The organism is Exiguobacterium antarcticum DSM 14480 (assembly GCF_000685865.1).
GTDB classification, from domain to species: Bacteria; Bacillota; Bacilli; order Exiguobacteriales; family Exiguobacteriaceae; genus Exiguobacterium_A; species Exiguobacterium_A antarcticum.
In genome coordinates this window covers 521606-548430 of the sequence record NZ_JMKS01000005.1, presented here as the reverse complement: position 1 = coordinate 548430, position 26825 = coordinate 521606, and the positions used below count along the sequence as shown (strand labels likewise).

The 26825-nt window shown below is 47.4% G+C and carries 28 protein-coding genes and 1 riboswitch; of the genes, 11 read left to right on the top strand and 17 right to left on the bottom strand.

The window, feature by feature from the left end:
* Positions 1 to 17: 17 nt before the first annotated feature.
* Positions 18 to 911: a DMT family transporter gene (locus P404_RS0114105; RefSeq protein ID WP_014969938.1), complete on the top strand. Its 894-nt coding sequence runs from the start codon at positions 18 to 20 to the stop codon at positions 909 to 911.
* Between the two features lie 54 nt (positions 912 to 965).
* Here the strand turns inward: P404_RS0114105 and P404_RS0114100 are convergent, their stop codons facing one another.
* Positions 966 to 2426 (bottom strand): MDR family MFS transporter, encoded by a 1461-nt coding sequence (locus P404_RS0114100; RefSeq protein WP_014969937.1) that lies wholly within the window; start codon positions 2424 to 2426, stop codon positions 966 to 968.
* A 156-nt stretch (positions 2427 to 2582) separates the two neighbouring features.
* On the opposite strand from P404_RS0114100, the gene P404_RS0114095 reads away from it, so the two are divergent.
* A complete protein-coding gene (locus tag P404_RS0114095; protein ID WP_014969936.1) occupies positions 2583 to 3395 on the top strand; it encodes an SDR family NAD(P)-dependent oxidoreductase in 813 nt (270 codons plus the stop codon).
* A 402-nt stretch (positions 3396 to 3797) separates the two neighbouring features.
* Here the strand turns inward: P404_RS0114095 and P404_RS0114090 are convergent, their stop codons facing one another.
* From P404_RS0114090 to rnz, 7 genes are read right to left on the bottom strand one after another with little or no spacing between them, the layout of a single operon-like run.
* On the bottom strand, positions 3798 to 4172 hold the full coding sequence (locus P404_RS0114090) for a hypothetical protein (protein ID WP_026831085.1): 375 nt from the start codon (positions 4170 to 4172) through the stop codon (positions 3798 to 3800).
* Positions 4173 to 4204: 32 nt separating this feature from the next.
* A complete protein-coding gene (locus tag P404_RS0114085) occupies positions 4205 to 4771 on the bottom strand; it encodes an ECF transporter S component (RefSeq protein ID WP_014969934.1) in 567 nt (188 codons plus the stop codon).
* On the bottom strand, positions 4762 to 5727 hold the full coding sequence (locus tag P404_RS0114080; RefSeq protein ID WP_081578943.1) for an ATP-binding cassette domain-containing protein: 966 nt from the start codon (positions 5725 to 5727) through the stop codon (positions 4762 to 4764). Before P404_RS0114080 ends, P404_RS0114085 begins: the two co-directional genes overlap by 10 nt.
* Positions 5690 to 6388: a hypothetical protein gene (locus P404_RS0114075; RefSeq protein WP_014969932.1), complete on the bottom strand. Its 699-nt coding sequence runs from the start codon at positions 6386 to 6388 to the stop codon at positions 5690 to 5692. Before P404_RS0114075 ends, P404_RS0114080 begins: the two co-directional genes overlap by 38 nt.
* Positions 6366 to 6776, bottom strand: coding sequence for a DUF4430 domain-containing protein (locus tag P404_RS0114070; protein WP_026831084.1), 411 nt, complete (start codon positions 6774 to 6776; stop codon positions 6366 to 6368). The genes P404_RS0114075 and P404_RS0114070 overlap by 23 nt, the downstream gene beginning before the upstream one ends.
* Positions 6773 to 7669 (bottom strand): hypothetical protein, encoded by an 897-nt coding sequence (locus P404_RS0114065; RefSeq protein ID WP_014969931.1) that lies wholly within the window; start codon positions 7667 to 7669, stop codon positions 6773 to 6775. Before P404_RS0114065 ends, P404_RS0114070 begins: the two co-directional genes overlap by 4 nt.
* A gap of 5 nt (positions 7670 to 7674) precedes the next feature.
* Positions 7675 to 8580, bottom strand: a complete 906-nt coding sequence (gene rnz / locus P404_RS0114060) for a ribonuclease Z (RefSeq protein WP_026831083.1) — start codon at positions 8578 to 8580, stop codon at positions 7675 to 7677.
* A 107-nt stretch (positions 8581 to 8687) separates the two neighbouring features.
* Here rnz and P404_RS0114055 point away from each other — a divergent pair, with 107 nt between their 5' ends.
* Positions 8688 to 8867: a hypothetical protein gene (locus tag P404_RS0114055; RefSeq protein WP_014969929.1), complete on the top strand. Its 180-nt coding sequence runs from the start codon at positions 8688 to 8690 to the stop codon at positions 8865 to 8867.
* Positions 8868 to 8924: 57 nt separating this feature from the next.
* On the opposite strand, the gene P404_RS0114050 is transcribed toward P404_RS0114055, so the two are convergent.
* Positions 8925 to 10049: a M20/M25/M40 family metallo-hydrolase gene (locus P404_RS0114050; RefSeq protein ID WP_026831082.1), complete on the bottom strand. Its 1125-nt coding sequence runs from the start codon at positions 10047 to 10049 to the stop codon at positions 8925 to 8927.
* A 228-nt stretch (positions 10050 to 10277) separates the two neighbouring features.
* Complete coding sequence (locus tag P404_RS0114040; RefSeq protein WP_014969926.1) at positions 10278 to 11231, bottom strand: aromatic acid exporter family protein; 954 nt, start codon at positions 11229 to 11231, stop codon at positions 10278 to 10280.
* A 78-nt stretch (positions 11232 to 11309) separates the two neighbouring features.
* Between P404_RS0114040 and P404_RS0114035 the strand changes: the two genes are divergently transcribed.
* The 4 genes from P404_RS0114035 to P404_RS0114020 all read left to right on the top strand — a co-directional run bounded on the left by P404_RS0114035 (position 11310) and on the right by P404_RS0114020 (position 15098).
* The gene (locus tag P404_RS0114035; RefSeq protein WP_026831081.1) at positions 11310 to 12395 is read left to right on the top strand and encodes an N-acetylglucosaminidase; all 1086 of its coding nucleotides are present in this window, start codon (positions 11310 to 11312) and stop codon (positions 12393 to 12395) included.
* A gap of 56 nt (positions 12396 to 12451) precedes the next feature.
* Positions 12452 to 13387 carry a manganese-dependent inorganic pyrophosphatase gene (locus tag P404_RS0114030; protein WP_014969924.1) on the top strand — a complete coding sequence of 312 codons (936 nt, stop codon included), beginning with the start codon at positions 12452 to 12454 and terminating at the stop codon, positions 13385 to 13387.
* A gap of 88 nt (positions 13388 to 13475) precedes the next feature.
* Complete coding sequence (fadH, locus tag P404_RS0114025; RefSeq protein WP_014969923.1) at positions 13476 to 14240, top strand: 2,4-dienoyl-CoA reductase; 765 nt, start codon at positions 13476 to 13478, stop codon at positions 14238 to 14240.
* A 144-nt stretch (positions 14241 to 14384) separates the two neighbouring features.
* On the top strand, positions 14385 to 15098 hold the full coding sequence (locus tag P404_RS0114020) for a ZIP family metal transporter (RefSeq protein WP_026831080.1): 714 nt from the start codon (positions 14385 to 14387) through the stop codon (positions 15096 to 15098).
* Between the two features lie 49 nt (positions 15099 to 15147).
* On the opposite strand, the gene P404_RS0114015 is transcribed toward P404_RS0114020, so the two are convergent.
* From P404_RS0114015 to P404_RS0113990, 6 genes are all read right to left on the bottom strand, one after another.
* Positions 15148 to 15753: an HD domain-containing protein gene (locus P404_RS0114015; RefSeq protein ID WP_014969921.1), complete on the bottom strand. Its 606-nt coding sequence runs from the start codon at positions 15751 to 15753 to the stop codon at positions 15148 to 15150.
* 51 nt (positions 15754 to 15804) lie between these two features.
* The gene (locus tag P404_RS0114010; RefSeq protein WP_014969920.1) at positions 15805 to 16527 is read right to left on the bottom strand and encodes an amino acid ABC transporter ATP-binding protein; all 723 of its coding nucleotides are present in this window, start codon (positions 16525 to 16527) and stop codon (positions 15805 to 15807) included.
* A 13-nt stretch (positions 16528 to 16540) separates the two neighbouring features.
* Complete coding sequence (locus P404_RS0114005) at positions 16541 to 17197, bottom strand: amino acid ABC transporter permease (protein WP_026831079.1); 657 nt, start codon at positions 17195 to 17197, stop codon at positions 16541 to 16543.
* A 60-nt stretch (positions 17198 to 17257) separates the two neighbouring features.
* The gene (locus tag P404_RS0114000) at positions 17258 to 18034 is read right to left on the bottom strand and encodes a transporter substrate-binding domain-containing protein (RefSeq protein WP_014969918.1); all 777 of its coding nucleotides are present in this window, start codon (positions 18032 to 18034) and stop codon (positions 17258 to 17260) included.
* A gap of 310 nt (positions 18035 to 18344) precedes the next feature.
* On the bottom strand, positions 18345 to 18770 hold the full coding sequence (locus P404_RS0113995) for a BrxA/BrxB family bacilliredoxin (RefSeq protein ID WP_014969917.1): 426 nt from the start codon (positions 18768 to 18770) through the stop codon (positions 18345 to 18347).
* 32 nt (positions 18771 to 18802) lie between these two features.
* Complete coding sequence (locus P404_RS0113990) at positions 18803 to 19987, bottom strand: class I SAM-dependent methyltransferase (RefSeq protein ID WP_014969916.1); 1185 nt, start codon at positions 19985 to 19987, stop codon at positions 18803 to 18805.
* A gap of 119 nt (positions 19988 to 20106) precedes the next feature.
* Here P404_RS0113990 and P404_RS0113985 point away from each other — a divergent pair, with 119 nt between their 5' ends.
* Positions 20107 to 20880 carry a sporulation protein gene (locus P404_RS0113985; RefSeq protein WP_026831078.1) on the top strand — a complete coding sequence of 258 codons (774 nt, stop codon included), beginning with the start codon at positions 20107 to 20109 and terminating at the stop codon, positions 20878 to 20880.
* An 87-nt stretch (positions 20881 to 20967) separates the two neighbouring features.
* On the opposite strand, the gene tenA is transcribed toward P404_RS0113985, so the two are convergent.
* Entirely contained in the window at positions 20968 to 21684 is a 717-nt protein-coding gene (gene tenA, locus P404_RS17695) for a thiaminase II (protein WP_034774552.1), read from the bottom strand.
* A gap of 73 nt (positions 21685 to 21757) precedes the next feature.
* Positions 21758 to 21863, bottom strand: a riboswitch (TPP riboswitch).
* 189 nt (positions 21864 to 22052) lie between these two features.
* Between tenA and P404_RS0113975 the strand changes: the two genes are divergently transcribed.
* The 3 genes from P404_RS0113975 to P404_RS0113960 all read left to right on the top strand — a co-directional run bounded on the left by P404_RS0113975 (position 22053) and on the right by P404_RS0113960 (position 26776).
* The gene (locus P404_RS0113975; RefSeq protein ID WP_026831077.1) at positions 22053 to 22937 is read left to right on the top strand and encodes a DUF1002 domain-containing protein; all 885 of its coding nucleotides are present in this window, start codon (positions 22053 to 22055) and stop codon (positions 22935 to 22937) included.
* A gap of 280 nt (positions 22938 to 23217) precedes the next feature.
* Positions 23218 to 25077: a ribosomal protection-like ABC-F family protein gene (gene abc-f, locus P404_RS0113965; RefSeq protein ID WP_051590521.1), complete on the top strand. Its 1860-nt coding sequence runs from the start codon at positions 23218 to 23220 to the stop codon at positions 25075 to 25077.
* 223 nt (positions 25078 to 25300) lie between these two features.
* Positions 25301 to 26776, top strand: a complete 1476-nt coding sequence (locus tag P404_RS0113960; protein ID WP_026831075.1) for an alanine/glycine:cation symporter family protein — start codon at positions 25301 to 25303, stop codon at positions 26774 to 26776.
* The last annotated feature ends 49 nt before the right edge of the window (positions 26777 to 26825 follow it).

Here is a 26825-nt window from a genome sequence, read left to right as displayed (position 1 = left end):
GACACGCGGAGGTTCTCATGCCCTATTTCACTTTATTCATGGCACTCTTTTTCATCTCAACATCGGCCATTTTCGTCAAGTGGGCCGAAACGCCGATTGAAGCCGTCGCTTTTTTCCGGATGTTGTTTTCAACATTATTGCTGTTGCCGTTGATCCACTTAAAAGAATTGCTGAGCCTCAGCTCAACGACGATCCGGCATATGATCTTGAGTGGTATTCTCTTAGCGGGTCACTTTTGGCTCTGGTTTCTTTCCCTTGATTATACGACAGTTGCCAGCTCGACGCTCTTCGTGACCGCCAGCCCGATTTTTGTTTTAATCGGCAACGCGATTTTCTTTAAACAACATCCTTCGCGGAAGGCCTTATTTTTTGTAGGTATCGCCCTACTAGGGGGTGGACTTGTCGCCTATGGTGATATCGCAGTTGGTCCTCGGGCCTTGATTGGAGATGGACTGGCGTTACTTGCGACAATCCTTGTCGCCGGTTACTGGTTGCTTGGACAACACGTCCGGACAAGTGTCTCGACCAATACATATTCGTTTGGTGTCTATGCCGTCGCTTCCATCGTCCTGTTACTTTTTTCGCTCATTCAATCCGTCAACTTAGTTGCTGCGTTCCAAATCGATTGGCGCATTTATATTTTGCTGGCCGTCTTTCCAACGTTACTTGGCCATAACCTATTCAACTGGGCCTTGTCACGGGTCAGTGCCAGCATCGTCAGCATCACGATTCTCGGTGAAGCCGTCTGGGGGATGATTTTCGGGTATTTCCTGTTCCAAGAGTCGTTGACCTGGATCCAAATCACCGGTGCTTCTTTATTACTGATTGGAATCGGGTTATTCCTCCGTCGAAATGAACAAGACATCCGCGAACAATTTGCCAACCAAAAGGCTGCCACGACTTCTGAATGAACAGACTCACGCTAGCGAGACGCCCTTTTAAAAAAGGACATCTCGTTGGTGTTTTTAATTAGTCGGATCTTCCGGACGCACTTTCGGCAGACGGAACGTCATCAAAAAGGCAAGAACCGCACAGACGAGTCCTCCGATGAACACGAGGTGTAACCCGTTTGCTAACGCTTGTTCTGCTGCCACCTGAACATCTGTTCCGTACTTACTTGCTGTTCCAGACTGGAAAAAAGGATCGATCGCGTACCCTGTCAAGAGTGGTGAATCGGAAAAAGCCTGGATGATCGAGAGGTTAAACAACGTACCAAACAAGGCAACGCCAAGGGTTTGACCCGTCGTACTCAAAAAGGAGTTGACGGCAGTCGCTGACCCACGAAGTGACCAATCGACAGATGTCTGCAAGACGACCATGAAGACCGGTTGTGCCAGACCAAATCCAATGCCAATCAGGGAAACCGCCAGATAAATGAACACATCACTCGACTCTCGACTGATCGAGATTAGAATCAGCATCCCGATGACCAACAGGCCCATTCCGGTCATCGTCCGGTAACGTGGTGAGGCAATCCCAATCGTCCGTCCGCCGATGATGGCCGTAATCGTCCAAAATAAGGATAACGGCATCAACATGAATCCTGCTTCGGTTGGACTTTTCCCTAACACACCTTGAGCAAAAATCGGAATGTACGCTGACATCGATACGAGAACCCAAGCCGAAAAGAACACAGCCAAATTGATGACCAGAATCACCGGATGGCGAATGACGGCTGGTGGCAACAAGGGATCCGTCGCCTTTTTTTCAACCCGGTAAAACCAAAATAAAAGTCCGGCACTTACGGCAAAACTGATTAATATGAGGGGACGGAAAAAGTTTTCCGATTCACTACCGGATAATAATCCATACAATAGGGCACTCATGCCGGTCGCAAACAAGACGGCGCCCCGATAATCGATCTTACGCGACGTTTCCGTGACCGTTTCTTTATAAAAGACCACAATCATGACAAATGAAATCAGGGCGAACGGCACGTTCAGTAAGAAAATGTAGCGCCAGGACAATGTCTCGACTAAAAACCCACCGACCAGTGGACCTGCGACACCGGAAATTCCCCAAACCGCACTTAAGATCCCTTGAATTTTCCCCCGTTCTTCGTATGTATACAAATCCCCGATGATCGTCATCGCAATCGGCAAGACAGCACCGGCTCCGATCCCTTGCGCGGCGCGGAATAGAATCAAGGTTTCCATCGTCTGGGCCAGACCACACGCGAGCGATGCGACTGTAAAAACGCCGATTCCAAACAGCAAGACACGTTTTCTGCCGTATAAGTCGGCCATCTTCCCATAAATCGGGGTCGAGACCGCCATGAATAGTAAAAATCCGGCAAAAATCCAACTGACGAGTTTTGCTCCATTTAGTTCACTCGCCATGACAGGTGTCGCCGTCGCGACAATCGTTCCTTCAATGGCTGCTAAAAACGTAGCTAACAATAAGGCAATCGTGACATTTTTTCTCAAGCTGCTCCACTCACTTTCTGTGATTGTTTCACTGACCTTATCATACAGCGAATGGCATGACTTCCAAAAGGAGATGCTTATCGAGCAGGAATCAAGGGAACAATAGGGAAAGATACAGATTAGAGAATCAGTTATCAATCGAATGGAGGATTTAATATGTTACGAAAAACAGCTTTGATTACAGGTGCTTCAGGTGGAATCGGTCTTGATCTGGCGGTATTGGCGGCACGCGACGGTTTTGATTGTGTCTTGATCGCCCGAAACGAAAAAAAATTAACAGAATTAAAACATGTCCTTGAAAAACGCTATCAAATCAAAGCGTATACGTTTGCGGCAGATCTCTCACAACCGGACAGTGTCTCCCATGTCCTCAGTTACCTGGAAGAACATGAACTGACGATTGATTTATTATTCAACAATGCGGGATTTGCGACGTCAGGCCGTTTTGCGGAAATTGATCCATCGGAAGACATCAATTCGATTCACGTCAACGTCGTCGCCTTGACGGAACTGACGAAGCGCTTAGTACCGGGCATGATTGATCGCGGGTTTGGTCGCATCTTGAACGTCGCTTCTGTCGCTGCCTTCATGCCTGGTCCTTACATGAGTGTCTACTACGCGACAAAAGCCTATGTCTTGTCGTTTTCAGAAGCGCTTGCCTCGGAACTGGATGGTTCTGGTGTCACGGTCACATGCCTCTGCCCTGGACCAACCGATACGAACTTTTTTGATCGTGCCCAAATCACGTTACCGTTCAAAAGTATGCCGTCGCATCTCGTTGCCTTCGCCGGCTACCGTGGGACCCTCAAAGGGAAACGTGTCGTCGTACCTGGAGCGAGCAACCGGGCGATGGTCACATTCGCTAAATTCCTCCCCCGTCGCCTATTGACGGAAGTGACCGGACGAATTCAAAATCCGGATCAACAACAACAAGAAACGCCGGAAGAAGAAGCCGCTTTTTCGAGCTGACACCTACTCAAAAAACGGGGCTGACTCAAAAATAAGGACGTCTCTCGATTAAAATGAATGAAGGGAGGTGGATTTCCGGATCAAACACCGGAAATCCACCTCCCTTTTCCTTCGTGAACAATAAGAATTTGCATAGAAATGGCCGATGATTCCGCGAAAGATGGAATCATCGGCCATTTGATTGATAGAGGACGGAAACGTTCATCCTCGACTCCTATGGGGAAAGGAAGCGTGATTGGCGCTTCCGGCAGGAATAGGTAAGACCCGGCATGACCGCATGGAATGTGGGCTGCCGCGGCTTACCTTCCGCCCATGGAAAGTATGGAAAGTGAGGATGTCGAACCGTCCGTCACAAGGATTGATTTTGGCCTGACTTATGAGTCAGTCCCGTTTGCTGTTGGATCAGTTCGGTTTCGGACGATGAAAACGATGGGTCCACCATTTTTGAAGTATTTTCAGAATCGACGTATAGCGGTAGACATACCGAAGCGTGACAGCTGCTGTCACCATGACCATGTAACCGCTCGAGAGTACTAACAGCCAGGCGACAATCGATAAAAAGAGGTTGGTTTCAAAAAACAGATGCCCGACCAGTCCTCCTTCGACCGAAGTGATGAGCATCGCCGCCGGAAAAATCGCGGCTGCAATCAGGTAAAACCCCGCATAGCGTCCCCGAATTGTTTGTTTCAGCAACAGAATACTTCCAAATAACAGACCGAAACCCGCAATAAGTAACAACAACACGAGATAAGTTATGGACAGCGCCGAACCGATCATCACGCTTCACTCCGATCTAATGGGATTACTTATTATGTACCCTGATTTCCGTCAAACGAATGCAAAATCCGTAAAAAAATCGGGTGTAACAACCAGATGAAAATCAGATTCGAGACGCCATGCATCAGGTCAAACACACCCCCTGACAGCAGTAACGTCCAAAACGCCTCTCGCGAAAAATCCGTAAAAATCAAAAAACCTAAATTACTGATCCATCCATACAAAAAGCCGGCGACTAGACCATACAACGACAACATCCACCTGAGTTGCATGCCCGGCAGGAGACAAGCAAGACAAATCGCTGCGTAAGCCATGATTTGAAACAATACAAACGGACCGCTCCCTAAAAACAGACTCGTCAACACGACGACAAGCAGGCCGACGATCGTTCCGACCACCGGACTGACACAAGCCGCTACTAAGAGGACTAATGCTGTTGCCGGCTGCACATTCGGGATACCGGAAAACACAAGCCGTCCTGCGATTGCGGCCGCCGTGACGAGCGCTACGAAACGAAGCATCGGTTCAGAAACCGGACGGGACTCAAAACGAAGGATAAGTACACTGATGGCGACGACTGCGGATAGGATCAATCCCATGCGTATAACCTGCTCTGCTGGGTGAACACCGACGTCGGACCGTCAAATGCAATCTCACCTTGTACAAGATAGACGATTCGAGTGGCATGAATGATCACATCCGGATCATGTGTCGCCAAGACGATTAATGCCTGCGGATGTTCAGACATTTTTTGAATAAAGAGCATCCGTTGTGAATCCGTCAAACCAGCTGTCGGTTCATCAAAGTAATAGGCTGCTTCCGTCCAAGTGATTTGTTCCAACAACCGGTGTTTCTGTTCGGTGAACGGAAGTGTTCGTTCGCTCACGGCAGGTGCAAGTGCCGGGTGTGCAGGTAGGTAGCGTTTGTCACCGGTCCGCTTCACTTTACCGTAAAGAGGACGATCGACCCCTAGCAGCAGACGCAGCAGCGTTGATTTCCCGCTTCCGTTGGCACCAATCAAGGCGACCCGCTCGCCTGAGTGGAAGGATAACCGTTCGATCGATAACGCATATTTGGTCTGTAACGGATACCGGTGTTGAATCCGAAACATCTCGTCGATGACCGGCCCGATGACAGGCTCCGGCACAGGGTTCCGGATCAACGGTTGTTGCCGTGTCACCGAGTAGGTGATGTGACACGAAAATCGCTGTTCGATGTCTTTAAACAAAGCCATCAAACGGGCTTTGCGGACCTGGTCCAAAAATAAAAAGGGTTCTGCTAAAAAAATCACCTTGGGCAAAAAAGACAAGCTATGTCCAAGGGACACCAGTTGCTGTTCTCCGGAAGACAGTTCACTTGTCTCCCGATCAAAAAAAGCTTCTAACCCAAGTAACGTCGCCAGTTCTCCCGCGACAAACAAACTATTCGTCGCCAGTACGTCCCGGACGCGACCATGTAACAAACGGTCAGGATACAGGACCTGTGCCCCAGCGGCACCGGCTAATTGTTCAAGTAACTCAAGCGAGCCGCTTTCGTTTGTAATGATAGTAGGCATCACGCATCCCTCCTTTTGAGAAAATCAGCAGTACGGGCAAAAAAGCAGCGGCTCCGGGTGCAAGGGGCGTCCTCATCAATAAAAACAGGATCCCGATTAGTAGGCCCATGAAAAAATCAGCCCGATTAAAGTGTCGTAATCCACTTGGGACCGCTTCAATCGGTAAAAGATGATAGAGTGCGACCCGTTCCATCTTGACTGCTAACGGCTGATTCGGATGGCTCATCTTCACTTCCGGCCAAGTCCGTAGTAACGACGGTAAGATGGCTAAAACCATCCCGGTCAAACGGGTCAGACGCGGCAAAATCCGAAACAAAGGACCCATCTGTTCCAACCGAACCAACGTAAAGGTGAGCTGACTCGATGTCACGAACACGGCAACCTTCAAACCGGTCAGCCAGATTCCATATGAGTCAACTGCACCTCCACCGAGAAGTGGGAAGTACATCATCCCGATATAAATCAGCGGCAACCACAAATAACGAAAGATTCCCCACTGACGAAGCCAGATGAAAAATAACACATGTCCTACTAGTAGCAATAACATACTAAGATGTGTGTGTAGAAAGAACGGGACCGATAACATCGCCACTACGAAAAGAGCGACATTCAGCGGATGAAGTCGCTCCCGTTCTGCCTTACTGAAAATAAGCCATTGCATCTTTTTCAAATCGCCATTCCAGTCGGTCACCGTCTTTTAGTTCATACGCTCCTGCACCGACTTGTCCCGGTTTTTCGTTGACACCAAATACCCAGCCACTACCCGCTCCGGCAGATTTTTCTCGAATGCCGTCGACTGCCGTCACATAAGTCATCTCACCCTTACCGGTTTTGACGACCGGAAGATTCGTTTCTTCTAACGCATCAAGCGCCGTCTCGGATGCCTTGAGACACATGTCTTTTTCATATAGCGTCTTATCATGCGCATGATCGATTACCGATACTTCGACCGACCGTTCACACGTCTTTGGTTCAGCTGCTTGATCTGCTGATTGGTCCGCACATCCTGCAAGCAGGACGATACCGCTGATAAGGATCCATCTTTTCATCGTACGACTCCCTTTCGTCTGGATGTCTCAAAACTATAATTATATAAAAGAATTTTTTTATCTTGTAACGATTGCCCGTCAGAACGTAGATAGGTCAGGCGAATAGCGTTCGCGAGGACATCTTCTCCTGTGTTGACGTAAGGAGTCAATTCTCCTTTGTCATTGATCAACAATACCGTCGCATCCTGTAAGCTGAACGTTTCGTACAGACCATCGAGGTCCATTTCGACGTAGGGCGTTTTTGATTCGTGTAGAATCTGTTTGATCGACAACGTCTGTAACGTCTGAAACGAGGCCGACGCATCGATCAACTTTTGATAATACGATTCCAAGGAACGTGTCAATACTTCTTCCCGCGGCCGATACGTTAAGGTCCCCGTGACTTCTTGATACGACACCTCGTACCGGATGAATCGTTTGGGACTTTTCGCGATCAATTCAAACGTTGCATTTCGCAGATTACCACCTTGATCAAACAACAATTGACTTTGCTCCAGTCGTAACGAATCATCCCCGATCCGCCGATCGATATGATCCATCAAAGTATCAAACGATTCGTCCGTGATCGTGACCTGACCCATTTGCTGGGTTTCTTCTCGAAGTGTAAACGTATCGAACGGTCCTAGAATTAATTGGAGCAGGAAAAAAAGAAATCCGAATAAGGCCATATACCGTTTATAACGCGAATTTTTCTTCGGGTGCAAGACAATCAAAAATATGATGATGCCAAGCGGAAGCTGGATGTCGTATACCGGAAACGAAACCGCTCCCAAACAGGCATAAAAAACAAACTTCAAATACAAATACTGTTCTTTTTCCGTTCGTTTTTCTAAAAAGAAACCAAGAATGATGCTTGCCAACAAAAAGAGTGACCATTGGATGAGAAAGTCCATGTTGTTTACCCCTTAATCACGACAGATTGGTGATCCATCATGAGGTATGACTCTTGAAATACTTCCCGTGCCTCCGCTTCCAATCGTTGTTCCTGATCGACGTATCGAGCAGAAATATGCGTCAACAGTAATTTTTTTGCTTGTGCCTGCCTTGCAATCTCTGCTGCTTGCCGCGCCGTCGAATGGCCGAACCGTCCGGCGTGATCCTCTTCCGAATCAGCAAATGTCGCCTCATGCACGAGGACATCGACCTCTTGCGCCAAGCGGATACTTCCGGCACAAGGTATTGTATCTCCTAAAATAGCTAATTTCACACCCGGTTTGGGCGTTCCTAAAAAGTCAGCTGACTGATACTCGACCCCGTCAAAGACAAACATCGAATCTTGCTTGATTCGTCGATAGAGTGGACCAGACGGAATCCCTAACTCTTGTAACGCCTCGACAAGCAATGCTCCTTTTTCTTCCTCCCCTTCAATACGGTAGCCATACGCCAAAAAGCGATGTTCCAGTGCTTCGACCGTCACTCGAAATCCTTCTTGTTGGTACGTTTGCCCTGCTTCGACTTCAATGATGTCGAGCGGATAACGTAAGTACGTTCCTGTCACGCGTAAGGTCGCTTCCAACCATTCTCGCAACCCTTTTGGACCATAGATCGTCAATCGTGTCGTTCCTTCAAGTGCTGCTCGTGTACTGATAAAACCAGGCAGTCCAAAAATATGATCCCCATGCAGATGGGTGATAAAAATCGTACTGACCTTCCGCGGCTTGATCGGGCTATGCAACATCTGATGTTGTGTCGCTTCTCCACAATCAAACAACCATGTCATTTTCGGATGCAGGAGTGCGATTGATGAGACATTCCGTTGTTTTGACGGCATCCCTGCACCTGTCCCTAAAAAATAAAATTCCATCTTTTTCCCCTTTTCACAAAATTAGCATTTTTTATACACAAAATACACCTTTCTCAGACAAAAGCATGTTAAAATGAACCTATACTGATTCGAAAGGTGGTTTTTCCATGACCAAAATCGAACGGACTTATGCACGTGTCGTACAGGCTGCTCGTTTATTGAACGAGAACTATCGGCAACAATACGGAAAATCGATTCAACTTCAAGAAATCGCAACGGTCTTACTATGTACGGAAGAACTAATTCTTGAGTCAATGGAATATTTCGAACGTCCTCAATTAACTTAATCGTAAACGAACAAAGAGTGTACCGCAATGTCGCGGTACACTCTTTTTAGTGTTCCATCATTTATTTGTGATGTAATCGACCAATGTCACACATAGTTCTGCCGTTTTGACGAGTTCTTCAATCGGCATTTTTTCGTTCGTCGTGTGAATATCTTCATAACCAACTGCCAGGTTAACCGTCGGGATACCGAATCCTGCGATGACGTTAGCATCTGATCCGCCACCAGACTGTAAAAGACGTGGAGTCCGTCCAAGTTGTGTGATTGCCGCCTTCGCGACTTCGACCACTTGATCCCCTGCTTCGAATTTAAAACCAGGATACATGACTTTGACTTCGACTTCCGCACGTCCACCAAACTCAGCTGCCACGTCTTCAAACGCCGCTTTCATCTTCGCTGTCTGCGCCTCCATTTTCGGAGCGACAAGCGAACGGGCCTCCGCAAAGATTTCGACATAATCACAGACGATGTTTGTTGATGGTCCCCCACCGCTGAAACGTCCGATGTTGGCCGTCGTCTCTTCATCGATTCGACCAAGCGGCATTCTAGCGATTGCTTTGGCTGCAATCGTAATCGCTGAAATCCCTTTTTCTGGAGCAACACCGGCATGCGCTGTTTTACCATAGATTTTGGCATTCACTTTGGCTTGTGTCGGGGCAGCCGTGATGATGTCTCCAACTTTTCCATCTGAATCTAAGGCGAACCCATAATCGGCATCAATTTTAGACGGGTCCAAGACCATCGCACCGACTAACCCAGATTCTTCGCCGACCGTGATGACGAATTGAATCTTGCCGTGCGGTTGTTTCGTTTCGTTCAAGACATGAACCAATTCGATTAATGAAGCCAGTCCGGCTTTATCATCGGCTCCAAGAATCGTTGAACCGTCCGTCTTGACGTATCCATCCTCGATGATTGGTTTGATTCCCTGACCTGGAAAAACCGTATCCATATGGGAAGTGAAATAAATTTTATCGACACCTTCTTTTGTTGCCGGAAGCGTGACGATCAAATTATTTCCTTTATGTTCGGTTTTCGTTGAGGCATCATCCTCAAACACGTCACATCCAAGTGCCGTGAATGTGTCTTTCAAGTGGGCACAGATGCGGGCCTCTTCTTTTGATTCCGAATCAATCTGGACCAATTCTAAAAATGTGTCGAGCACACGTTGCTCATTGACCATGTTGCATTCCTCCTCGATTTATCAGTTCATCTAGCGCTTTGTTAGTATACCATTTTAAGGTCGATTTGCACTTCAGAAGCGTTGTTTGTACAATGGCTATAATCACATTTCATTCGAAAGGAGTGGTTTTTGTATGTCAAAACCATCAAAACAACAACGGATCATCAAATGGACGACGATTACGATTTTAGCGATTTTCCTGATTGGAACCTTTGCATCGACGATGTTTTATCTCTTCTGATCGACAAATCGTTGTTTCAATTGTAAGTATTGTTCTGTTTCCTGCAACATGTGGAGCAGCGCGGATCGGACTTCGAACTCGTCCCGCGTCGTCGGTAACGGCGATGCCCGGAATTCTTCGAGTAATCGTTCTAATTCTGTCAAAAATAACGTTGCGTCGGCATCTGGTCGGACATTGTCACCAATCGTCCGAAACAGGTCGGCGACTTTTTTTCCTTCTTCGACGACAAGGACAAGGTCATCGACGTTCCGGACAATCCCGTTCAACAGTTCAAATTGTTGTTCCCGCATCCGGAAGTAGGAATAGTCTTCGTCGTCATTTCGTCTGCCGATTGCATTCCCCATCCGTTTTAAGGATGCCTCTTTCCCTTCTTTCAATAACCGTTCCGTTTCGTGTAACGTCAACGAATGTTGATTGATCCGTCCCGTCTCGATTGCGGCCGCTACTTCGAAAAACAAGGCGGCAATCCGTTGGTCGATTTGGCGACGGCGGTCTGAGATCGTCCGGTCGAGACTCGGCATATACATGTTGACGAGTAGTCCGACGCCAACCCCGATCAGTAACAAATAAATCTCATTCAAGAAGATGGCAAGGTTCAGTTGACGGGCCGTGTAGAGATGGGTCAGAATGACGACACTGGTAATAAAACCGTCCTGAAGACGGAGGCGTTGGGTGAGCGGAAGAAATAAAATGAAATAAAGTGCAAGCGCGATCGGTCGATAACCGATGATTTCGAAGATGACAAACCCAATCCCGATTGCCAACAGTGAGGCCATGATCCGTTCATACGAGGCACGGAATGATTTTTTCCGCGTCGCTTGAATGCTCAGGATGGCGATGATGGCGGCAAACACATGATAATCCAGCTGCATCCTCTCCGCAATCCACATGGCGAGTGCCGCTGCGACGGCGGTCTTTAATGTTCGATATCCAATAACCACAGATTCCCCTCCATTCTTTGTTAGATTACCTATTCTTTACCCAGATTGTCGATTGATTTTTTTGAAGGACGTGATTTTTTGACTAAACGTATCATCCGCCCGACTCGCCCCGTCCGTCGAACAGGCTCTCTGAAAGGACTACTCTTTTTCTTTTTGCTCGGCATCTTGTTATTTGTGCTGCTGCGGGACAAACCCCAGACGATTCTTTCTCCGGCCTCCCCTTATATCGCTGAACTCTACCGTGACGGAAAGGTCATCCAAGAAGAAGAATTTGATTCCTTTGACGAAGCGAAAACATTCCTCAACGAACGACGTGGTGCGGTCAAACGAACATCCGATGATCGTTACCTCTACTTGACCGGAAGTGGGATCGGGATTGTCGATGCCGGTCAAACGTTAAACATCTATGCCGATCGTTCGCTAAAAAAACGTCAAACCTATGTCGCGCCCGGTAGCCGGTTGTCCCTGCTGGCGTATACGGACTCGGTCAGTCGAATCGAGATTGCCGGTCTGACCGGTTACGTCGCGTCGGATCGCTTGACGCTTTATCCGATTGAACAATCCAGTCATCAGTCCTACTATGAAAAACAAGGCGACCGTCTCTTACATTACATCGTCGCGGATGCGGGACTCGGCGGACTGATCACAGCCGGTCAAGCACCTGCCTCGTTACCGGAACGAACGACGAAGTACGTGGAATCAAAAACACTGACAAAAGACTTACGTCAAGCGACTGACCTGACCGCTAAACAACTTGATGCGTACATTCGGAAAAATGCACCGGACAGCCCGCTGATCGGCACCGGCAAAACATTCAAGCAAGTGGAACGTGATTTTAAGATCAATGCCGCCTATCTGCTCGCCCATGCGATTCATGAATCCAATTATGGACGCTCGGAAATTGCGCAGGATAAATTTAATCTGTTTGGCGTCAATGCGACCGATATCGCTCCAGGCAAAAATGCGACTGCCTATACGTCTTTTGAAGATTCAATCCGGAAGACCGGCCGTTTCATCGCCCGGGATTATTTGGCTGAAGACGGGAAGTATTACCGAGGTGCTTTTCTTGGGAACAAGGCAGGCGGGATGAACGTCTTTTATGCCTCTGATCCCTATTGGAGCGAAAAAATCGCTGGGATCCTCGTCAAAATGGACGCCGTCTAAATCGGACTTATGGTACACTAATGGGCGAGACATCAATCATTTAGGAGTGAATACACATGGAAAAAGTTTTAGTATTTGGTCATAAAAATCCGGACACGGATACGATTGCATCAGCGATCGCCTATGCCGAATTAAAAAAAGAACTCGGTGTTCACGCGGAAGCGATTCGCCTTGGTGACATCAACGGTGAAACACAATTTGCACTCGACTACTTCAAAGTGGCACGCCCTCGCCTTGTGACAGAAGTATCAAAAGAAGCGCAACACGTCATTCTCGTCGATCACAACGAACGTCAACAAAGTGCCGATGACATCGATGCCGTCACGGTGACAGAAGTCATCGATCATCACCGGATCGCCAATTTCGAGACGTCTGATCCCCTCTATTATCGCGCTGAACCTGTCGGCTGTACGACAACGATTTTAAACAAGATGTATAAAGAACACGGTGTCGCCATCAAACCCGAAATTGCCGGCTTGATGTTGTCTGCCATCGTCTCGGACTCCTTATTATTTAAATCACCGACATGCACGGAACAAGACGTCATCGCAGCACGTGAACTCGCAATGATTGCAGGTGTCGATGCCAACGTCTACGGTCTCGATATGCTCAAGGCCGGTGCGGACTTGTCGAAAAAATCAATCGATGAATTGATTGCGCTTGATGCAAAAGAATTTACGATGGGACCTTTCAAAGTCGAGATCGCACAGGCGAACACGGTCGATACGGCAGAAGTCCTATTGCGTCAAGAAGAACTCGAAGCACGGATCGAATCATTGATCGCTGAAAAAGACCTTGATTTGTACATGTTACTCGTGACGGACATCTTGACGAACAACTCCGTTGCTCTTGTCCTCGGACCGGAAGCTTCACTTGTCGAACGTGCCTTCGGAATCGATGCGACAAATCACCTTCTCTATCTAGAAGGTGTCGTTTCACGTAAGAAACAAGTGGTTCCTGTCTTGACGAACACGGCGTTAGCAGTAGAATAATTCACGACAAAAGAAGGAGTTTGCTCCTTCTTTTTTGAATACATAAATTGAATGGCTATTCATTCAGTTCATAAAGGGGGTTTTATGTATGACAAAAACAGTACTCGTAACGGGTGGCACGAGCGGAATGGGCAAAGCGATGGCTCTTACTTTAAAAAAAGCCGGTTGGAATGTCGTCGTGACCGGTCGGGATGCAGACCGATTACACCAAATGGACATCGCGTTGCAGGAAATCCAAGGAGAACATGCCGTCATCCAGATGGATGTGCGTGATCCGGAAGCGTGCATGGCAGCCGTCAATCAAACACGGCATCGATTTGGTCGACTCGAAGCGCTGATCAACAACGCTGCGGGTAATTTCATCTGCCCGACGGATGAATTATCGCCAAACGGCTGGAAAACGGTCATCGATATCGTCCTGAACGGGACGTTTAACTGTTCCCATGCCCTCGTCAAAGGCTGGCAAGAAGATGGGGTCTCGGGTGGACAGATTCTGAACATCGTCGCTTCCTACGCCTGGCAGGCAGGTCCCGGGGTCGCCCCCAGCGCAGCAGCAAAAGCAGGCGTCTTGAATCTGACGCGAACCTTGGCTGTTGAATGGGGATACAAATATCAAGCGCGCATCAATGCCATCAGCCCGGGACCGATCGAACGGACTGGCGGTGCCGACAAACTCGCCATGTCCCCGGAACATGCGGAACGGATCCGTCGGAACGTCCCCCTCGGACGCTTCGGGACCCCGGAAGAAATTGCCGACCTGGCGACGTGGATGCTGTCCGATCAAGCACGGTACTTAAATGGGGAATGTATCGCCCTCGATGGTGGACATTGGTTAAATAAACAACCGTTTTAAGGAGCCAGTCAGTCTCTCGTCTCGTCGACGGGAGACTTTTTTGGTTCCAGGCTCGTTTATTCTTTTTTAACTAGCTATGTTTATCAATCATTTTTTTAGGAAAATAGTAATACAGGTAATCGATTGGACAAGGAGATGGATTGGATGGGAATAGCATTCATGTGGGGGGCGATTGCCGGTGGCGCCGTCGTCATTGGGGCCTTGATTGGTTTATTCGTCCCGCTGAAACAACGGTTGATCGGTTATGTCATGTCGTTTGGAACAGGCATTCTGATTGGGGCCGCGACGTTTGAATTGCTCGATGAGGCTTTAAATAAGTCAACGACGATGGTCGTCGGAATCTCCTTCATCGTCGGCTCATTAGTCTTTACGGCGTTTGACATGTTCGTCTCTTCGCGTGGAGCGAGTAAACGAAAACGGTCATCCGGCGGGAATGAAGGCACCGGAACGGCGATCTTCTTCGGGACGATTCTGGACGCGATTCCGGAATCGATCATGATCGGGGCAAGTCTACTGTCCGGAAACGTCAGTGCGGCTCTCGTCGCCGCGATTTTCGTCAGCAATATTCCGGAAGGACTATCGAGTACGACCGGCTTACAAAAAGATGGTTTTTCCAAGAAAAAAATACTTGTGATGTGGGGACTCGTCTGGTTGATTTCCGCTCTTGCTTCGCTTGCCGGTTACTCGATCCTAGCTGAGTTGCCTGACATGCAATTTGCGATGATCGGCGCTTTTGCGAGTGGAGGGATCATCGCGATGCTTGCCTCGACGATGATGCCGGAAGCTCACGAGGAAGGTGGCGCCATCGTCGGTCTGTTCGCTTCACTCGGTTTGATTACCGCCGTCATCTTAAGTTAAGTAACAGAGCTCCGTTCCAACAATGGAATGGAGCTCTGTTTTGTTGCCATCAATCGCCGCTCCACTCCTCTTTAAAACGTTCCACAAACTTCACCATATATTCGTGGCGGTCTTCCGCCATCGTTTTGGCCGTTTGCGTGTTCATCAAATCTTTTAACCGTAACAACTTCTCCTCAAAATGATGCAAGGCACTTGTCGGACTCGTCCGGTCTCCCGCTTGTCGAGCGGTTAATTCAGGTCTATACATCGGTTCCTTGAATTGTCCAGCGAACTGAAACGTCCGGGCGATACCAATCGCCCCAATCGCATCCAACCGATCCGCGTCCTGGACGATTTTTCCTTCGAGCGTTTGCATCGGCGGCCGGTCTCCCCCTTTAAAGGACATGCTGTTGATGATGTCAAGGATATGGTGACGGTCGGTCGTCGATACACGGGGTGTCAGATACGAATCGACCCGTGAACTCGTTCCACCGATCTTGCTGTCTGCTACATCATGTAGTAGTGCCGCGAGTTCGATGATTCGGACGTCTCCCCCTTCACGGGCTGCAATCCGTAACGCCATCTTCCGGACACGCTCGATATGGGCATAATCATGTCCTGAAAAATCATTCGCATGAAATGTTTTGACAAACTGTTCCGTTTCCTTGATCAACATACGTCCTCCTCTTTTAAAAAGGGGCTGACTTTTGAGTCAGCCCCTTTTGCATCATAATACTTTTTCTAAGAATTTTTTTGCCCGATCGGTCTTCGGATGATCAAACAATTCGATGGGACTGCCTTCTTCCATCAAGATCCCTTCATCGAGGAATAAAACACGGTCGGCAACTTCTTTTGCGAAACCCATCTCGTGCGTGACGATGACCATCGTCATCCCACTTTCGGCCAGCTGTTTCATGACGTCGAGCACTTCATTGACCATCTCCGGATCGAGCGCTGACGTCGGTTCATCAAACAACATGACATTGGGCTCCATCGCAAGCGCACGGGCGATCGCAACCCGTTGTTTTTGTCCACCGGACAGCTGATTCGGAAAATTATCCCGTTTTTCTGACAAGCCGACGCGTTCGAGTAACACCTCTGCCCGTTTGACGGCATCTTCCTTCGATAACCCCAACACGTTGATCGGTGCATAAATCAAGTTATCGAGCACCGATTTATGCGGGAAGAGATTAAACTGTTGAAACACCATTCCGATATTTTGACGGGCTTTCGCGATATTTGCCTTTGGTTTCGTCAGTTCAAAACCAGCGACGTTTACCGTACCTCCGGTTGGTTTCTCTAACAGATTGATGCATCGTAAAAAGGTTGATTTCCCTGACCCGGACGGTCCGATGACGGCAACGACTTCTCCCCGTCCGACCGTTGTCGTAATGCCTTTTAATACTTCTAATTTTCCGAACTGTTTATATAGATCGGTAACTTGAATCATAGGTTCCATCTGATTACCCACTCTTTCTCATAGCTTTTTCGACTTGTTGACCAATCAAGGACAATCCCATGACAAGCACGAAATAGACGAATCCTGCAAATAACAACGGTTCAAAGTATAATGCTTTTTCTCCACCGACGACTTGTGCCCGGCGCATGACGTCAAGTACACCAACCGTCGAGATCAGCGCCGACTCCTTCGTCAATGTGATCAATTCATTCATGATGGCCGGCAAGATGTTTTTAAAGGCTTGCGGCAGGATGATGGACCGTAACTGTTTCATGTAAGGAATACCAAGGGCATCCGCTGCTTCCCATTGTCCGCGGTCGACCGCTTGAATCCCGGCCCGAATGATTTCCGAGATATAGGCGCCTGAGTTCAAGGAGAAGGCGATGATCGCCGATTGATACCCGGTCGTGACGTACCCGGTCAATTGCGGCAATCCAAAATGAATGATGGCCAGCTGTAAGATGAGCGGTGTCCCACGAAACACGGCCGTATAGGCGTGACCGACGAATCGAAGAAGCTTACTTTTCGTAATTTTGAGAGCCGCGACGACGATACCGATGATCATCCCAGCGATGGCCGCGACGACGACAACTTGAAACAGAACCGGAATTCCTTGCAGAATATATGGGATTGAATCTTGAATCTTTGTAAAGTCTATCATAACCAATCTCCTAACGTCGCACAAAAGGGATGGGGTTACCCCCACCCCTATGCACTACTCTTATTTTGCTTCTTTTTGGAACCATTCTTCTGCGAGTTTATCGATATCCCCGTTGTCGATCATCTTTTTCAACTCCGTATTGAACTCGTCACGCATCTTGTCCCCTTTTTTGAAGGCAACAGCAGAACCCGTTGGACCATCTTCCTTGATTTGGTATGTTTTCAACGAATCATCTTGATCCATATATTTGACGGCAACCGCATCCTCGATGATCAAGGCATCGATCCGTCCTGTGTTCAATTCTTGAATAATTTCCGGAATTTTGTTTAACGAAACGGCTTCGCTGTCCTTGTAACGATCTTTCGCTAATGCTTCCTGGATCGATCCGAGTTGAACCCCGATTTTTTTCCCTTTTAGTTCGTCATCTGCACTGATCGCTTTATCTTTTGTCATGATAAGGTTTTTCGATTCAAAGTAAATATCCGTAAAGTCCGCATTCTTTTTTCGTTCATCCGTCGGTGTCATACCGGCCATGACGAAGTCGACACGACCGGCACTGAGTGCTCCGAGCAGACTTCCGAACTCCATGTCTTCGATTTTCAGGTCATACCCGAGATTTTTTGTGACTTCCTTGGCGATTGCGACATCAAAACCAACGATGTCATCACCTTTTGCTGTATCGATGTATTCAAATGGGAAGTAATCTGCCGACGTTCCCATCGTCAATACTTTGTCACTCGTCTTTGTCGTACCGCCTGTTGATTCTTCTGATGCGCCACATGCTGCCATCGTGACGGCGAGAATGCCTGCCATTGCCGTTGCTACTAATTTTTTCATCAATAAATTCCCCTTCCAACGCTCAATTGTCAGAACTTTAACAATAGTATGACTTATGTTTTTTTCTAATTCAATACTAAAAAGTTCGACCTGATTTATTGCTTTTAGAATATACGAATATTTATTCATTGTAAAGCATAATTATATATAAATAATGCATAAAACTTGTATTTTCTTTGTTATCTTCCGGTAAATATTTTTTTGATAACGCTTTCAATTATTTTCGTTTGGTGTCTTTTTGAATGAGTAGGGTAGCGACTTCATACAAAAAAGCGCTGTTTCCAGATGCAGAAACAGCGCTTTTAATGGATTACGCGTAAATTTCAATCAATGATTCTAACTTCTCGACGACTTCTTCTGCCGTAAAGGATTCAATATCAAACCGTTCGACCATTGAAAGAATATTTCCATCTTGCATCAAGGCGAATGATGGTGATGATGGTGGATATCCTTCGAAGTATTCACGTGCACGATCCGTTGCTTCCCGGTCTTGTCCTGCAAAAACGGTCACGAAATGATCCGGTTTCACACCTTCCATCCGGTTGATGTAGGCTGCCGCAGGGCGAGCAATCCCCCCTGCACATCCACAAACCGAATTGACGAGGACAAGTGTCAGTCCTTCACGTTTCATTGCCTCCTCGACGCTTTCAGCAGTCGTCAGTTCTTCAAAACCTGCAGCTGCTGCTTCTTTACGTGCCGTCTGAACGACATCTTCAAAATACATTTGAAAATCCATTGTATTATTTCCCCCTTATTTCGTTGTCTTCTTTATTGTACGAGTTTCGATGAAATCTGTCCAAGTCTGTCGCTTAATTCACGTTCGAGGTAAGGTTGTGCTTGAAGCAGGTTCCGAAAAGCCAGATACCGATCGATTTTTTCTTCTGATGGCCGTTTCTGATTTTTATAGGCGCGGATCAAGATATTCTTCGGTGTGTGCTCAAGATCGATGAACTCTAACAGTTGAGTCTCATAACCAACGAGCGTCAACAATTCCGCTCGAATTGAATCGGTCGCAAGCGATGCAAATTTTTCTTTTATTAATCCGTGTTGAAGCATCACATCAAGCGGTGAACATTCCAGTTGCCGATTCAGTTCCTTTTGACAACACGGTACGCTGAGAATGACGGAGGCATTCCAATCGACGGCACGGGCTAAGGCAACGTCCGTCGCGACGTCACATGCGTGTAGCGTCACCATCAGGTCCACTTCCGTTTCTTGATCGTAGTCGTGGACGTCACCGACGCGGAACGTCAAATCATCATATCCAAGATCACCCGCGATTTCTGTACATTCTTCGATGACTTCTTTTTTGAGATCCAGACCCGTGATGTTCAAATCAAATCCTTTGACGACCTTCAAATAATGATACAAAGCAAACGTCAAATACGATTTTCCGCATCCAAAGTCTAAAATCCGTATCGTTCGTCCTGTCGGTAATGCCGTGATGCTGTCTTCAACGAATTCAAGGAACCGGTTGATCTGTTTGAACTTATCGTATTTTTGTCGTTTGACTTGTCCATTTTCCGTCATGACTCCTAAACGAATCAAAAAGGGGACCGGTATTCCGTCTTCTAACAAATGACTTTTCTTCCGATTATGCGATAGTTCGGCTTGCAGACGTTCTTTGACCGTCGTCTTAAGCGATACTTTCATCTTCTTCGACAATTGAAATTGCAGTTCTTCCGTCTCGAATCGAAATAAAAATTGACGAAATTCATCAAAATATTCGTCCATTCGTAAAATAAAGTCTTCTATACTTAAATTCTCATGCTTAATGATCCGTTCATGTTGAAACTCTAATTGGATCGCATACGTATCTCTTAATAGAATCGGTTTTAACTTGATTCGACGTAGATCATTCGATTTGAGACGCGGTCCGCTAATCGTCGCGTGTATGAGGGATGTGGCTTGCAGTTTTTCGGTAAGCAAATCTTTTAGTTGGTGTAATTCCACGTATCGTCCCGTCCTTTTTTGTTTGTTCTTTCGAAACTGTAGCAAATTCACTCCCGTTCGACAAGCAAGTCAGCTTTATTTCAAAAACGATTACTTCATTCCTGAAGGAGGAAAACAACATGTTCAAAAAAATTCTTTCCCAAATCGGTATTGGTGCCGCGACGGTCGATACACGACTTGAACAAGACCAGTGTGAACCCGGTGGAACGATTCAAGGTGTCGTTCACATCAAAGGTGGTAGCGTCGATCAGGAAATCGACCGGATTTACCTCGCCTTTAACACTCAATATAAAGAAGAAGTCGGTGACAACACGGCCTTTACGACTTTCACACTCGACCGGTTCGCTTTAAACGAAGCGGCCTTTACGATCGAAGCTGGCGTCGAACGGGAAATTCCGTTTACGCTTCAAGTCCCTTTTAATACCCCTCTGTCTGTCAGTCAGTCCAAATCCTGGATCGAGACAGGTCTCGATATCGCACAAGCCGTCGATCCATCCGACCATGATGCCGTCGTCGTCAAAGCCAACGACCTCCAATCGGTCATTTTGGAAGCGATGGAAGATCTCGGATTCCGTTTAAAAAAAGCCGATACAGAAAAACTTCCGGGGCGTTTCCGAAAAGATCTGCCGATTGCCCAAGAACTCGAATATTCAGCGCGTGGAACACATTATGCGCATAAGCTTGATGAAATCGAAGTCATCATGCTGCAAGACCGGTCCGGTATTGAGATCGTCTTACAAATCGATCGCCGTGCCCATAGCTTAGGCTCACTGTTCAGTGAGATGGCGGGAGCTGACGAAACGATGACGACGCTGTCGCTATCGAATCAGGAGTTACGTAACGCTGCTACCGTCAAACAGCGCCTTGCTGATTTGATCGAACGCCACAGCTAAAAATAATTTACCGACTGGCAAGACAAAGAAAACTGAACGAATCCTCCTTTTCCAAGGTGGGATCGTTCAGTTTTTTAATGTTTTTCTTTAGTTTAGCTCCCTATTCTTTCCTGTCGACGAAGGGGTCTCGATCGTCTGACGATACGTTTGCTCAAACGTCTCTTCCGTCCAGCCCATCTGCCAAAACATCAATTCGTAATAACAACTTTTGACGAAATGTTGTTTCATCCGTTCCCGTTCTTCGGCACTTGCCCGCTCCGCCAAATCATTCAGACGATCGATTTGTTCAAAGACGACCCGCTCGAACCATTCCGAACTGTATGTCTCAATCCATTGTTGATAAATCGGTGAAGCCGGTGTCGCTGCTTGTAATTGTTGTCCGATCTCATAGTAAAGCCAATAACACGGTAAAATAGCAGCGATGGTCTCCCCGAGCGTTCCTTCACTTGCATGGTGCATATGCGAAATATACGCATATGCTGTCGGTGCCGGTTCGAACTCAGCCAACGTATCGTTCGAGATTTCAAGCAGTTCAAAAAACGATTGGTGCAGACTCAGTTCTGCCGCGTAAGTCGATGTCGCATGCTCGGCCAGTTCAGCAATCGTCGCAAAATCGTGGGCTTTCGAAGCCGCGCGGGCTTGAATCTTCGCAAAATGTTTTAAATAATACGCGTCCTGTAAGACGTAATGGCGAAATTTCGCTTCCGGTAAAGTCCCGTCCGCGATGCCCGTCACGAACGGATGGGTAAAACTACTGTCCCAGTACCGTCTTGCTGCTTGTCGAATTTCTTCACTGAATGTCATGTCGTTTCCCCCTTCTTTAATCAAAAAACGCCACACCCGATGTCAGGTATGACGTGAAAAGACCTCATATAAAGAAGGGTTCACGCCACTTCCCTCCGTAAGTCCAAACTTAATCAGGTTCAAAGGGTCCGAACGTCTTCGTCGTCTCAGTCAGCCTACTGACTCCCCTAGTGGTCGCTATTTGATTTGTTTTGATTTTAGCATGATTTAACGTTTAATTGACCCTTTCTCGTCATTTCCATCCCTTTTTTGTACAATGAACATGGCGGAAGGTGGACGTCCGCTCGTCCTTGAGACCGATTCTCTTCTGAAGACGGTCGATTAGACTGAACTTAGTACCTGATACTTAACTTACGGAGGAATTTATGATGATGAATAAAACAATGACATGGACGGCATCTGCATTGCTTGCTACGACTTTACTGCTTCCGACGGCTGCCTCGGCTGAGCAAATCGTCGACAAAACGATTATTACGCTCGGCGAATCACTGGGTGCCAAAGACAAAGCATGGGTCCTGTCGCGCCTGAATGCACCGGAAGGCATCACGCCGATCATCGCGACATCGGCGGACGAAGAAAAATACCTTGGTAAAAACATCCCCCAGTCGCAACGTGGTGGCGGAATGTATTCTTCGGCCAAAATTGAACTGGCTGAAAAGGGAGACGGACTGTCGGTCGCGACTGAAAACATCACCTGGGTGACAAAAGACATGTACTTGAACGCCCTCGTGACGGCAGGCGTGACGGATGCCGACATTACCATCACGTCTCCTTATAAAGTAACCGGCACGTCCGCGTTGACCGGTATCATGAAAGCATACGATCAGACATCGGCGGAGACCGGCATTAAACTGACGGATGAGCGAAAAGATCTTGCCCAACAAGAACTTTCCGTGACTTCAGACGTCGGAAAGACGGTCGGGACCGATAAAGTGGCCGATTTGATGAACGAAATCAAAGCCGAAATCGCAAAACAAAAACCGGAAACAAAAGTCGAGATTGAAAACGTCATCGTCCAAGTCATCCAAAACAATAACATCAATCTGTCAGATGCGCAGATGGATCGCCTGACCGGATTATTCAATCAAATGGAGCAAGCCGACCTGAACTGGGGGCAAATCGAGAGTGGTCTAAAAGATGCGGGGCAGGACATTCAGGCATTTGCCACTTCGGAAGAAACAAAAGGCTTTTTTGCTAAATTATTTGATGCCCTCAGCAGTTTCTTTAACTCGATTGCCGGTTGGTTCAAATAAAAATATCTCTTTCTTCTGTTCGCGCGTCCATGATAAAATGAACCTATCGAAAACGAAAAGGTGGTGTGGAGGAATGGGTTTTGCTGCGTGTAAAGATTGGCTGATCGAACAACTGTATCTGTTACGCGCGATTTTTCATGGAATGGCGTTCTAAGGGACACGTCTGCCCTTTTTAAAGGAACTCCATAGTTGAAAAATAAAGCAAAGCGTATCTTCCACCGTCTGTAGGAGAGTGCTGTTTGCGCTCTCCTTTTTTGATGCGCTAGAGAGGAATTTCTAGATGATGATTTGCGACCTGCAACACCTTACTAAACAATTCGGAGGTGACGACATCTTAACGGATGTGTCCCTCTTTATCGAACAACACGACCGTATCGGATTGATCGGTCGAAACGGAAGTGGAAAAACGACACTTTTACGGTTGATCGCCACACTCGATTCACCCGATGCGGGTGCGATGTATCAAAAAAGTGGTTTGACGATCGGGTATCTCGAGCAGCTTCCGCAGTTTGATCACGTGCTCACAGGTCTGGATGTCTTATGGACCGCATTTGCCTCATTAGTTGATTTACGCCATTCCCTACAACGTCTCGAACAACAAATGGCGACGGAAATCGAGCAGTTGGACCAGCTACTCGAACGTTATACGCTAGCGACAGAAAGGTTTGAACGTCAAGGTGGTTATTTACTTGATTCAAAAGTCGAACGGATGATCAACGGGCTTCACCTTCAATCGCTCCTCTCTCGTCCGTTTCATCAACTGAGTGGTGGTGAACAGACAAAGATTTGTCTTGGACGAATGTTACTTGTGGAGCCGGACCTTCTGATTCTGGACGAGCCGACCAACCATCTTGATTTAGCTGCCGTCGAATGGCTTGAATCCTTTTTAACGAGTTATGCAGGCGCTGCCCTCCTTGTCTCGCACGACCGGGTGTTCCTTGATCGTGTCGTGACACGGGTTGTTGAACTGGAGGACGGACACCTTCATTTGTACCGGGGAAACTATACGTTCTACGTTTCGGAGAAAGAACGTCTTTTGCTCGAACAATTTCATGCTTATCAGGAACAACAAAAAAAAATCAAGCAAATGAAGGATGCTATTCGCCGCCTGCGGCAGTGGGCGAACGAAGCGTCTCCGCCGAGTGAAAAACTGTTTCGAAAAGCGAAGTCAATGGAACGGGCACTTGAACGGATCGAACGGATCAAACGTCCACAGCTCGAAGCCGAGACTCCGGACCTCGTTTTTTCGGCACACGGCAAGACCAGCCAAACCGTCTATCGGTTAGAGGACGTCGGGGTTTCCTTTTCCGAACGTACACTGTTCCAGTCCGTCACGTTTGAAGTGATGGCAAAAGATCGATTGGCCATCGTCGGCGCAAACGGAAGCGGTAAATCGACTCTCCTGCACCTGCTACTCGGAAAGATCGAGCCGACGACAGGTCTGATCTTACGTGGTCCCTCTGTCAAAATCGGTTATTTGTCCCAGCATATTACGTTTCCTGATACGGACCGTTTGATTGATGTATTCCGCTCACAGATCCACGTTGATGAAGGAACTGCTCGCCAACGCCTCGCCCAGTTTCTCTTTTTTGGACCTCGTGTCTTCTTGCCCGTCACGGCATTAAGTGGTGGTGAACGCATGCGTCTGATGCTAGCCATTTTAGTCCATTCCGATCTGAACGTACTCGTCTTAGATGAACCGACGAATCATTTGGATATTGATTCGCGGGACGCCTTAGAAGAGGCTCTGGAATCCTTTGACGGAACGTTGATCGCCGTTTCCCACGATCGTTATTTTTTAAATCGCCTGTTTTCGAAAACCTTATGGCTCGATCAGACGATCGAAGTGTTCCACGGTTCTTATGAATATGCTTCTTCTAAACGGCAGGCACGTTCTGTGACTACCAACACGCATAAACCATTGTCCACGGGTCGTCAGCAGAAAAATCTGATCCAGGCTCCGTTGACGAGTCCACAACTTGAAGAGGCCATTCAACGGTTAGAAGCGGAAGTCGCCCTACTTGCTCAGCAATTAGACATCACCCAAGATTTGATTAAAGTTTCAGAACTCTTTTTGTTACGTGAACAGCTGTCGACACGGATTGATGTTTTGTATGAACAACTTCTCCTGTCAGAGTAAGCTTCTAACCCTCTAGCAGCGCCATTTTCGACCTGTCATATTAATTATGACAGGTCTTTTTTAATCACTTAAAATGACCATCTCTTCTATAAAATGAATAATTAATCTAATTAGATTTCAAAAAAAAGTTTCAAATTTAGCTTGCTAATTATCTGAAAATTTGTATAATTCAACGTATAGCTTTTTTATCTTCACCAAAAAAATCTTAGGAGGAATTTTTCACATGGATGCCTTTCAACAAGCAATACAATCAGGAGTCGATTTCGCGAACAACTTATTATGGTCTTATATCTTAATCGCGGCACTGATCGGAGTCGGCATCTATTTTACGATTCGGACAAAATTCATTCAGTTCCGGTACTTAAAAGAAATGTTCCGGGTGACACTCGATAAAAATGAAAAAACGACGGATGACGAAGGAGAAAGCATCACATCGCTCCAATCGTTTTTCATCGGGGCAGCGACACGAATCGGTACGGGTAACCTAGCCGGTGTGACGATTGCCATCACGCTCGGTGGACCGGGTGCCGTGTTCTGGATGTGGATGGTCGCTTTACTCGGTGGAGCAACAGCACTGATTGAAAGTACACTTGCTCAAGTCTATAAAGTCCGCGATACAAAAACAAATGCTTACCGCGGCGGACCTGCTTACTACATCGAAAAAGGTTTGAAAAACCGGGCGCTCGGTATCGTCTTTGCGATTTTGATCGCCGTCACATTTGGTCTGATCTTCAACTCGGTTCAATCAAACACGATTGCAGCAGCATTTGATAACGCCTTTGGAGTCAACAAAGCCGTCGTCGGCGGCGTACTCGTCGTCTTAACAGGACTCGTCATCTTTGGAGGCGTCCACCGTGTCGCGAAGTTCTCTGCGATCGTCGTTCCGGTCATGGCGTCACTTTATCTCATCGCCGCTCTCTTCGTCGTCGTTACGAACCTGACAGAACTTCCTGGTGTCTTCGCGATGATCTTCAAGAGTGCCTTCGGAATCGAACAGGCTTTCGGTGGATCGGTCGGAGCTGCGATTTCACTCGGCGTCAAGCGTGGTCTCTTCTCAAACGAAGCCGGTATGGGATCAGCACCAAACGCAGCTGCTGCGGCTGAAGTCTCACACCCTGCGAAACAAGGATTCCTCCAGACACTTGGTGTTTTCCTCGATACGTTGATCGTCTGTACGGCAACTGCTGCCATCGTCTTACTCAGCGATAGTTATGCGTCTGGTAACGGCGAAGGCATCGAGATGTTACAAAATGCGTTAGGTGAACAACTTGGTGCAATCGCACCTGCTTTCATCGCCATCTGTGTTTTCCTGTTTGCTTTCAGTTCGATCGTCGGCAGCTACTACTACGGTGAAACGAACATCGAATTCATCAAAAAGAGTCCGGCTGCGATTTTTGGCTTCCGGATTGCCACGATGGCCTTTGTCTTCATCGGTTCCGTCCTCAGCCTCGGGATGGTTTGGAGCTTTGCCGATCTCTTCATGGCGGGTATGACATTGATCAACTTGACAGCCATCTCACTTCTAGGTGGAATCGCTCTTAAAGTCATCAATGATTACCAAGAACAACGGAAACAAGGACTTGACCCTGTCTTCTCCGCAAAAGCACTTGGCATTGAAAATACAGAGTGTTGGGACGAAGAAGAAGTGGTCCGTCCTGCAGCAGGTGAAGCTTCACCGCCACCAATCGCGCGTCGATAATGTGATCTCCCCCCTTGCACATCACGATTCCAGTGATGTGCAAGGTTTT